At 70.3% G+C, this 9596-nt stretch carries 8 protein-coding genes; 3 read left to right on the top strand and 5 right to left on the bottom strand.

Features of this window, described 5'->3' with window-relative positions; translation table 11 throughout:
* On the bottom strand, nt 1-981 hold a 981-nt coding region (locus HA630_RS11120), incomplete at its 3' end, for a peptidylprolyl isomerase (protein ID WP_166834773.1).
* Nucleotides 974-3370 (bottom strand): LPS-assembly protein LptD, encoded by a 2397-nt coding sequence (locus HA630_RS11115; protein WP_166834771.1) that lies wholly within the window; start codon nt 3368-3370, stop codon nt 974-976. The genes HA630_RS11120 and HA630_RS11115, both read right to left, overlap by 8 nt.
* Before the next feature lie 104 nt (nt 3371-3474).
* Here HA630_RS11115 and HA630_RS11110 point away from each other — a divergent pair, with 104 nt between their 5' ends.
* The 3 genes from HA630_RS11110 (at nt 3475) to HA630_RS11100 (ending at nt 7010) form a co-directional block, all read left to right on the top strand.
* Nucleotides 3475-4581, top strand: a complete 1107-nt coding sequence (locus HA630_RS11110) for an aminoglycoside phosphotransferase family protein (protein ID WP_166834769.1) — start codon at nt 3475-3477, stop codon at nt 4579-4581.
* A gap of 9 nt (nt 4582-4590) precedes the next feature.
* A complete protein-coding gene (locus tag HA630_RS11105) occupies nt 4591-5325 on the top strand; it encodes a 16S rRNA (uracil(1498)-N(3))-methyltransferase (RefSeq protein ID WP_166834767.1) in 735 nt (244 codons plus the stop codon).
* A gap of 203 nt (nt 5326-5528) precedes the next feature.
* Nucleotides 5529-7010: a SulP family inorganic anion transporter gene (locus HA630_RS11100; protein WP_166834765.1), complete on the top strand. Its 1482-nt coding sequence runs from the start codon at nt 5529-5531 to the stop codon at nt 7008-7010.
* Between the two features lie 19 nt (nt 7011-7029).
* Here the strand turns inward: HA630_RS11100 and HA630_RS11095 are convergent, their stop codons facing one another.
* From HA630_RS11095 to pntB, 3 genes are all read right to left on the bottom strand, one after another.
* Nucleotides 7030-7590: a YaeQ family protein gene (locus HA630_RS11095; RefSeq protein ID WP_166834763.1), complete on the bottom strand. Its 561-nt coding sequence runs from the start codon at nt 7588-7590 to the stop codon at nt 7030-7032.
* Between the two features lie 19 nt (nt 7591-7609).
* On the bottom strand, nt 7610-8092 hold the full coding sequence (locus HA630_RS11090) for an NUDIX hydrolase (protein WP_166834762.1): 483 nt from the start codon (nt 8090-8092) through the stop codon (nt 7610-7612).
* 86 nt (nt 8093-8178) lie between these two features.
* Entirely contained in the window at nt 8179-9591 is a 1413-nt protein-coding gene (gene pntB / locus HA630_RS11085; RefSeq protein WP_166834760.1) for a Re/Si-specific NAD(P)(+) transhydrogenase subunit beta, read from the bottom strand.
* Nucleotides 9592-9596: the final 5 nt, after the last annotated feature.

The following is a 9596-nucleotide window of genomic DNA, read 5'->3' as shown; positions in this document are numbered from 1 at the left end:
GATCTGCTGGCGCCAGCGCGCCAGCTGGTCGGCCGCGGCCTGCGGGCTGAGCTGCGCGCTGGGGCGCAGCAGGATGTGGCGCGCCAGGGTCTGGGTGACCTGGGTCTCGGGCAGCTTGGGGTTGCGCTTGTCCAGCACCTTGAGGATGTGGAAGCCGGCCCCGCTGCGCACCGGGCCGGTCACGCCGCCCACGGCCAGGCTGCGGGTGGCGTCCACGAACAGGCTGGGGTAGCGGTCGGCCGGGCGCGCGCCGATCTGGCCGCCGGCCTGCTTTTCCGGGCCGTCGGAAAAGCCGCGGGCCAGCGCCGCGAAGTCGTCGCCGGCCTGGGCGCGGCGGGCGATCTGCTCGGCGCGGGTGCGCAAGCGCTCCACCTCGGCCGGGCTGGCCTGGTCGGGCACGGCCACCAGCACCTGGGCCAGGTTCAGCACCGCGTCGGCGCCGGCGCTCTGCTGGTGTTCGCGCAGGTAGGCGTCGATGTCCTGCTCGCTGATGCGCACCCGGTTGTCCACCTCGCGCTCGCGCACCCGCTGCAGCAGCAGTTCGTTGCGCAGGTTGGTGCGGAAGGCCGCCGGCGTCAGGCCCACGCTTTGCAGCCGCTCGTGCAGTTGCGGCACGGTCAGCCGGTTCTGCGCGGCCACGTTGGCCTCGGCGTCGTTCAGGGTGTTGTCGTCCACCTTCACACCGATTTCGGCCGCCCACTGCAGCTGGGTTTTTTCCACGATCAGGCGCTCCAGCACCTGGCGTTCCAGTTCTTCGCGCGGCGGCAGGCTGCCGCCCTCGGGCGCCTGCACCCGGGCCAGGCGGGCGCGCACGTCGCCGCTGGTGATGGGTTCGGAGTTGACCAGCGCGACGATGTGTTCGGCGCCGCGCACGGCCCCGGTGGTGGGCAGGGCGGCGGCGTTGGCGCGCAGGGCCTGGGCCTGCACCGGGCCGGCCAGGGCCAGCCACAGGGCGGCGGCCAGAAGCGTGGGTTTATTCATAGCGTTCAAAACGGCTCGGCGGGTTGATGTCTTCGCGCAGGTACTGGTAGCGCGGCACGTTGTTCCTGAGCGTCTGCAGCGGGTTGGAGCCGATGCGCGAGAAGCCCGTGAATTCGAGCTGGAACAGGATGCGTTGGTTCGCGGTGCTGCGGCTTTGTTGCAGGCGTTCCAGCACCACCCGGCCGATCCAGCAGCCGCCGTCGTATTCCAGGCCGGCCACCAGGTCGACCACGCGGCGGTCCTGCAGGCTGTAGTTGAGGCGGCCGACGCTGTACCAGTGGCCGGGGCCCAGGCCCTGGCCCGAGCCGGCGGCGGGGGTGCCCGGGCCGAACAGGTCGTTCAGCGGCCACTGCCAGCCCAGGTCGAGCTGTTCGCTCACGCCTTTTTGCACCCGGTAGGCGGCGCTGACGGTGCGGTAGCGCCCCGGGTTGTAGCGCGCGCCCAGCGTGGTGCGCACCGACTCGCCGTCCTTGGGGTTGAACTGCACCGTGCCGTTGAACGACCACTGCGGCACCCAGTTGACGCTGGCGCCCACCAGCAGGTCGCTCAGGCGCTCGTTGGCCGGGGTTTCGTCGGGCAGGGTCACGAGTTGGTCGCGCAGGCGGATGCGCTGGGCCACGCCCAGGCTGAGCAGTTCGGCGCCGGTGTCGGGCTCGACCAGGCGGGTGGTCAGTCCCAGGGTGAGGGCGCGGGTGTCGGCGATGCGGTCGTGCCCGCCGTAGGGGTTGGGGGTGAAGACGGTGGCCAGGTTGAAGTCGAAGGCCGCGGTGTCGTACACCGGCAGGAAGCCCTGGTCGCGGTAGGGCGTCTGGACGAAATAGGCGCGCGGCTCCAGCGTTTGCTGCACCGCGCGGCCGAAGACGGTGGCGTCGCGGTCGAAGAACAGGCCGCTGTCCAGGGTGAAGGTGGGCAGGGTGTAACTGGCGCTGCGCTGGCCGTTGTCCAGCGGGGACTCAAACTGGTAGCGCCGCGCGTGCAGCTGCACCCCGGGGGTGACGTACCAGCCCGGCGCCTGCCAGGGGCGGCTCAGCTGGGCCACCAGCAGGCTGCGGGTGCCGTTGACGCCGTTGGCGTTGGCCGCGCGGTCCACCCGGAACTGGGTGGTGTCGGCCAGCAGCGACCAGCGCCACTGGTCCAGGCCACCCAGGCTGAAGCGGCCCAGTTGGTGGCGCAGGCTGATCGAGGGCACCCGGTCGTAGGGCGCGACGATGGGCGCGTCCACGTCCTGCAGCGTCTGCCAGGTGTAGGCGCCGGCCGAGAACGACCAGTTGCCCCGGTGCGCGGTGAACACCGCGTCGCTGGGCAGCAGGCGCTCGGTCAGCGAGGTGCTGGTGCGCGGGAAGTCGCGCCAGTAGTTGTCGTCGCTGACGCGGTTGAGGTTCAGGCGCAGGCCGACGCGGTCGAGCACCGGCACCGACTCGAAGCGGTGGGTGTGCTGCACGGTGCGGGCCCAGCGGTCCTCGTTGCGCAGCTTGTCCGAAGCCATGAAGGAGCCGCGCAGGGTGCCGGCGTAGTCGCGGTCTAGGTAGCGGAATTCGCCGCCCAGGTCCAGGCCGCGCTTGCTCATCACCGTGGGGTAGAGCGTGGCGTCGCGGTCGGGGGCCAGGTTCAGGTAGTAGGGCAGCGTGACTTCCAGGCCGCTCTGGTTGTCCAGGTTGATGGTGGGCGGCAGCACGCCGGACTTGCGCCGCTCCGACAGCGGGAAGCTGACCCAGGGCGAGGCCAGGATGGGCACGCCCTTGAAGCGCAGCACGCCGTTGGTGGCGGTGCCGGTTTCCTCGGCGTTGTCGAACTCGATGCGGCTGGCGGTGACCAGCCAGTCGGGCATCCAGTCGCCCCCCGGCGGGCGCTGGCAGGTGGAGTAGCGCACGTCGTGCGCCACGGCCAGGTTCTCGTTGACGAAATCGACCCGGCTGGCGTCGCCCACGCCACCGTTGCGCAGCAGCTCGAAGCGCGGTTGCTGGAACTGGCCCTCGAAGGTGTTGAGCTTGAGCTGCAGCGACGGGCCCTCGAACACATTGCCCATGCGGTTGATGCGCACCTGGCCCTCGGCCACGGCGGTGTCGGTGGCCAGGATGTGTTCCAGCCGGTCGGCGCGCAGCACGGTGTCGTGGCGGCGCAGCTCGGCGTGGCCTTCGACCACGGTGTTGACCCCGGTCTGCCCGCCAATGCGGTCGCCCGAGACGAAGGTGGGCGCCGCGCCGCGCGCGCTGGTCGGCAGCTGTTCGCTCAGGCGGTCCGACAGGCGCAGCGGCAGCGGCGCGTCCGGGCCTTCGGCCGCGGCCGACCCGAGCGGCCAGGCGGCGGCACACAGACAGGCCAGGGCGCTCCAGCGGGGTGGCGGGGCCAGGGCGTGCAGCAGGTCGGGCAGGCGGGAAAACACGGGCATGGGCTCAGGCGGTGGCGGGGCGGTCCACGGGCCGCCGCGCGGGCGTTCGTAGAATAGGTGCCCATTATCCATGAGCCCCATCGGCCCCCCGCGCCGCGCCCCGCATGACCACCACCGCCCCTTCCGACCCCACCGCCATCGTCTGGAGCGACGCCGCGCGCCAGGCCGCGTTCGCGCACTGGTTCCAGCAGCAGGCCGTGGCCCAGGGTTTGCGGCCCGACAGCCTGCGCCCGGCCTCGGCCGACGCCAGCTTTCGCCGCTACTTCCGCGCCGACCGCGACGCGGCCCACGGCGGCGGCACGGTGGTGGTGATGGACGCCCCGCCGGCCCAGGAGAACTGCCGCCCCTTCGTGGACGTGGCCGCCCTGCTGCGCGCCGCCGGCGTGCGCGTGCCCGACATCCTGGCCTGGGACGAGCCCCAGGGCTTCATGCTGCTGAGCGACCTGGGCGACCAGACCCTGCTGACCGCGCTCGACCCGGCGCGCCCGGCCGCCGCGCTGCCGCACTTCCAGGACGCCACCGCCGCGCTGCTGGACTGGCAACAGACCTCGCGCCCCGGCGTGCTGCCGGCCTACGACGAAGCCCTGCTGCGGCGCGAACTGCAGCTGTTCCCCGACTGGTACCTGGCCCAGCACAAGGGCGTGGCGCTGGACGACGCCGGCCGCGCCACCCTGGCGCGCACTTTTGACCTCATCGTCGAGCGCAACCTGGCCGCGCCCAGCGTGTTTGTGCACCGCGACTTCATGCCGCGCAACCTGATGCTGCCGCGCGCCGACGACCCGAACCAGCGCCTGGGCGTGCTCGACTTCCAGGACGCGGTCTACGGCCCCATCACCTACGACATCGCCTGCCTGATGCGCGACGCCTTCCTGACCTGGGAAGAAGACACGGTGCTGGACGTGACCATCCGCTACTGGGAGCGGGCGCGCAAACGGGGGATGATGGATTTTGACGGCTGGAGCGAGGACTTTGGCGCCTTTTATCGCGCGGTGGAGTGGATGGGGCTGCAGCGCCACCTGAAGGTCGCCGGCATCTTCGCGCGCCTGACGCTGCGCGACGGCAAACCCAAGTACCTGGCCGACGCGCCGCGCTTTATCCATTACATCCGCGGCACCGCGCTGCGTTACCGCGAACTGGCGCCGCTGGTGCGCCTGATCGACAAGGTCGAAGGCTGGGAGGCGGCCAGCGGCTTCGCCTACGGCCGGGTCTGAGGCGCTGCCGTGCCGCGCATCCACCACCCCGCCGCCCTGCAGCCCGGCCTGGTGTTCGAGCTGACGCCCGAGGGCGCCCGCCACGTGCAGGTGCTGCGCCTGCAGCCGGGCGACGCCCTGACCCTGTTCGGCGACCCGGTGGCCGGCGGCGAATGGACGGCCCAGGTGCGGCGCATGGGCCGCCAGAGCGTGGAGGTGGAGGCGCTGGCGCACACCCCCACCGAACGCGAACCCGCGCGTGCCGTGCACCTGGCCGTGGGCATGCCCGCCAACGACCGCATGGACTGGCTGGTGGAAAAAGCCACCGAGCTGGGGGTGGCCAGCCTCCAGCCGCTCATGACCGAGCGCAGCGTGCTGCGTCTGCAAGGCGAGCGGGCCGAGAAAAAGCGCGCCCACTGGCAGGCGGTGGCCGTGAGCGCCTGCGAGCAGTGCGGCGGCAACCGGGTGCCCACGGTGCACCCGGTGCAGACGCTGGAGGGCTGGAGCCGCCAGCCGGTGCCGGGCGCGCGTGCCGTGCTGTCGCTGGCCCCGGGCAGCCAGCCGCTGCCGGTCTGGTCCGCCGCCCAGGCCGCCGGCCAGCCGCTCTGGTTGCTGCACGGCCCCGAGGGCGGCCTGTCGCCCGCCGAAGAACAGCGCCTGCTGGGCCAGGGCTGGGCGCCGGTCGGCCTGGGGCCCCGCGTGCTGCGGGCCGAAACGGCGGCGGTGGCCGCGCTGGCGCTGCTGGTGCTCGGCCCGGGCCTTTAAAATCCCCCCATGCCCGCCACGCCCTCTTGCCTGCCACGTCCCCCGGTGTTTCCCGGGTCGGGCCTGGCCCGTGGGCGCTTTCATTCGGTCACGCCGCCCTGACCCGTGCCCCCGCCGGTGACGCCACCGGCCCACGCCTCACCCCCTCTTTCCACCGATCCGCCAGCGCCGGGCCCGTCCCGTGGGCGCCGGCCACCGCCTCCATGACCTTCCACACCTTGCGCCAGGACTGGCTGTCCAACGTCCGCCACGACCTGCTGGCCGGCCTCGTCGTTGCGTTGGCCCTCATCCCCGAAGCCATCGCGTTTTCCATCATCGCCGGGGTGGACCCCAAGGTCGGGCTCTACGCCTCGTTCTCCATGGCCGTCGTCATCGCCCTCGTGGGTGGGCGGCCGGGCATGATTTCCGCCGCCACCGGCGCCATGGCGCTGGTGATGGTCACGCTGGTGAAAGACCACGGCCTGCAGTACCTGCTGGCGGCCACGGTGCTGACCGGCGTGCTGCAAATCCTCGCCGGCTACCTGCGGCTGGCCGAGCTGATGCGCTTCGTTTCGCGCTCGGTGGTCACCGGCTTCGTCAACGCGCTGGCCATCCTCATCTTTCTGGCGCAGCTGCCGGAACTGACGAACGTGACCTGGCACGTCTACGCCATGACGGCGGCGGGCCTGGCCATCATCTACGGCCTGCCCCACCTCACCCGGGCGGTGCCGTCGCCGCTGGTCACCATCGTCGTGCTCACCGCCGTGGCCATCGCGCTGGACCTGGACATCCGCACCGTCAGCGACATGGGCGAACTGCCCGACAGCCTGCCGGTGTTCCTGCTGCCGGACATTCCGCTGAACCTGGAGACGCTGCGCATCGTTTTGCCGTATGCGGCGACGCTGACGGTGGTCGGTCTGCTGGAGTCGCTGATGACCGCCACCATCGTGGATGACCTGACCGACACCAAGAGCGACAAGCGCCGCGAATGCGTGGGCCAGGGCGTGGCCAACATCGCCACCGGCTTCATCGGTGGCATGGCCGGTTGCGCCATGATTGGCCAGTCGGTCATCAACGTGAAGTCGGGCGGGCGCGGGCGGCTGTCCACCTTTTCGGCCGGGGTATTTCTGCTGTTGCTGCTGCTGTTCCTGGGCGACTGGGTGGGCCGCATTCCCATGGCCGCGCTGGTGGCGGTCATGGTCATGGTGTCCATCGGCACCTTCAACTGGGGCTCCATCCGCAACCTGCGCGAACACCCCAAAAGCTCCAGCGTGGTGATGCTGGCCACCGTGGCGGTGACCGTGGCCACGCACGACCTGGCCAAAGGCGTGCTGACCGGCGTGTTGTTGTCGGGCTTCTTTTTTGCGCACAAGGTGGGCCAGATCCTGCGTATCCGGTCGCAGGCCAGCGAGGACGGCGCCACCCGCACCTACCAGGTGCTGGGGCAGGTGTTCTTCGCCAGCGCCGACCGCTTCGTCAACGCCTTCGACTGCAAGGAAGCGATCAAGCGGGTCGTCATCGACCTGAGCCGCGCGCATTTCTGGGACATCACCGCCGTGAGCGCGCTGGACAAGGTGGTGCTGAAGTTCCGCCGCGAGGGCGCGGAAGTGGAGGTCATCGGTCTCAACGCCGCCAGCGCCACCCTGGTGGACCGGTTCGCGGTGCACGACAAGGACGGCGCTGACGACCTGCTGCTGGGCCACTGAACGGGCCCAGCGCCCGCGCTCACTTCCAGCGCACCGGCTCCAGCGCCACGCTGCCCTTGTCGCTGCTCAGCGTCAGCACGCCGTCGTGCAGCGTGGCCTGCAGCTGCATGCTGCGTTCGGCCAGGCCGGCCAGGGCCTGGGCCGCGTCGGCCGGCAGGCGCCACACCTGCAGCCTGTCGAGCCGGCTCAGCTTGGTCTCGATGCCTTTCCACCACACGTCGGCCGAATACGCGTAGGGGTAGACGCGCACCGCGTCGGCCTGGCTGCAGGCCTTGGCCAGCGGCTTGTCTTCGGGCTGGCCCACCTCCATCCACAGGCGTTTGCGGCCGGTGAAGTCGGTCAGGTGGGCGTCGGGGTCGCTCGGGTCCGACAGGCCGGCGCCGAACGCCAGCGTGCCGTCGCCGCCGCAGGTGTCCTGCAGCTCGTGCGCGTTCAGCGCCAGCGCCACCAGCCGCACCATCATGCGCTCGTCGGTCTCGCTCGGGTGGCGGGCCAGCGTCAGCGCGTGGTCGGCGTAGTAGTTGTGGTCGATGTCGGCGATCTGCAGGTTCGCCTTGAAGATGGTGGATTTGATGGCCATGCGGGCGTCGGTCGGGGGGTCAGCGCGGGGCCAACACGGAGGGGTCGGTGTGGATCAGCTCGAGCGGGTAGCGCCGCCCGGCCAGGTGGTCTTCCATGCACTGCCGCACCAGCGGGCTGCGGTGGCGGTCGGCGCTGGCGCGCACCTCGTCGGGCGTCAACCACAGGGTGCGCACGATGCCGGTGTCCAGCGCGCGCCCGGCGATGGCCTCGCCCAGCGTGCCGCAGAAGGCGAAGCGCAGGTAGGTGATGTCCTCGCCGGTGGCGGGGCGCTGGAAGCGCGACAGGTAGAGGCCGACCAGGGCCGTGGGGGTGAACGGGTGCGCGGTTTCTTCCAGCGCCTCGCGGGCGCAGCCGGCGATGGGGTCTTCGCCCGGGTCCAGGTGACCGGCCGGGTTGTTCAGGCGCAGGCCTTCGGGGGTGTGCTCTTCCACGAGCAAGTAGCGGCCGTTGCGTTCGATGACGGCGGCCACGGTGACACTGGGTTTCCAACGGGCATTCATCGCCCCAGTTTAAGCCAAGGCCCGGCCATGAAAAAAACGGGCCCGCCCCCTGCGCAGGGGCGGGCCCGTGGGCGGTGCGGGCGGGCTCAGCCGCGCAGCGCGCTCAGCACTTCGTCCAGCATCTTCTTGGCGTCGCCGAACAGCATGCGGTTGTTGTCTTTGTAAAACAGCGGGTTGTCCACGCCGGCGTAGCCGCTGGCCATGGAGCGCTTCATCACGATGCTGGTTTTGGCCTTCCACACCTCCAGCACCGGCATGCCGGCGATGGGGCTGGTGGGGTCGTCTTGCGCCGCCGGGTTGACGATGTCGTTGGCGCCGATCACCATGGCCACGTCGGCCTCGGGGAAGTCGGCGTTGATCTCGTCCATTTCCATGACGATGTCGTAGGGCACCTTGGCCTCGGCCAGCAGCACGTTCATGTGGCCGGGCATGCGGCCCGCCACCGGGTGGATGGCAAAACGCACGTCCACGCCTTTGTCGCGCAGCGTGCGCACGATCTCGTTGACGGTGTGCTGTGCCTGGGCCACGGCCATGCCGTAGCCCGGCACGATGATCACGCTCTTGGCATCGCGCAGCAACTCGGCGGTTTCGGTGGCGCTGACCGGCGTCACCTCGCCCTGGGGCTCGGCAGGCGCGCCATTGCCCTTGGGTGTGGGCGCCCCGCTGCCAAAGCCACCGGCAATCACGCTGATGAAGTTGCGGTTCATCGCGGTGCACATGATGTAACTCAGGATGGCGCCCGAAGAGCCCACCAGCGCGCCCGTGACGATGAGCAGGTCGTTGCCCAGCATGAAGCCGGTCGCCGCCGCCGCCCAGCCCGAATAGCTGTTGAGCATGGACACCACCACCGGCATGTCGGCGCCACCAATGGCCATGACCATGTGGATGCCGAACAACAAGGCCAGCACGGTCATGATGGCCAGCGGCAGCATGCCATCGGCCACGGTTTCGGCGCGCATGAATTCACCACCGAACCAGATCACCACCAGCAGTGCGATCAGGTTGAGCCAGTGGCGTGCCGGCAGCAGCAGCGGCTTGCCCCCGATTTTGCCGTTGAGCTTGCCAAACGCGATGAGCGAACCCGAGAAGGTGACCGCACCGATGAGGATGCCGATGTAGATCTCGACCTGGTGGATGACTTTTTCGGCGCCCGTGTAGGCGATGGACGTGTCCACATAACTGGCAAAACCCACCAGACACGCGGCCAGGCCCACCAGGCTGTGCATGAGCGCGACCAGCTCGGGCATCTGGGTCATTTTCACAACTTTGGCGGCATACAGGCCCACGCTGCCCCCGAGCACCAGCGCGGCGATGACCCAGCCCAGGCCCGCGGCGGCCACTTTGGGGCCGAAGATGGTGGCCAGCACGGCCAGGGCCATGCCGATCATGCCGTACACGTTGCCCCGGCGTGACGTTTCGGGGTTGGACAACCCCCCGAGGCTGAGAATAAAGAGGATGGCGGCCCCGAGGTAGGCCACGGTGGTCAGGCTTTCGGACATGTTCG

The organism is Aquabacterium sp. A08, from assembly GCF_011742065.1.
Note: the sequence above shows the minus strand (reverse complement) of the source record. Positions and strands in the feature narration are given on the sequence as shown.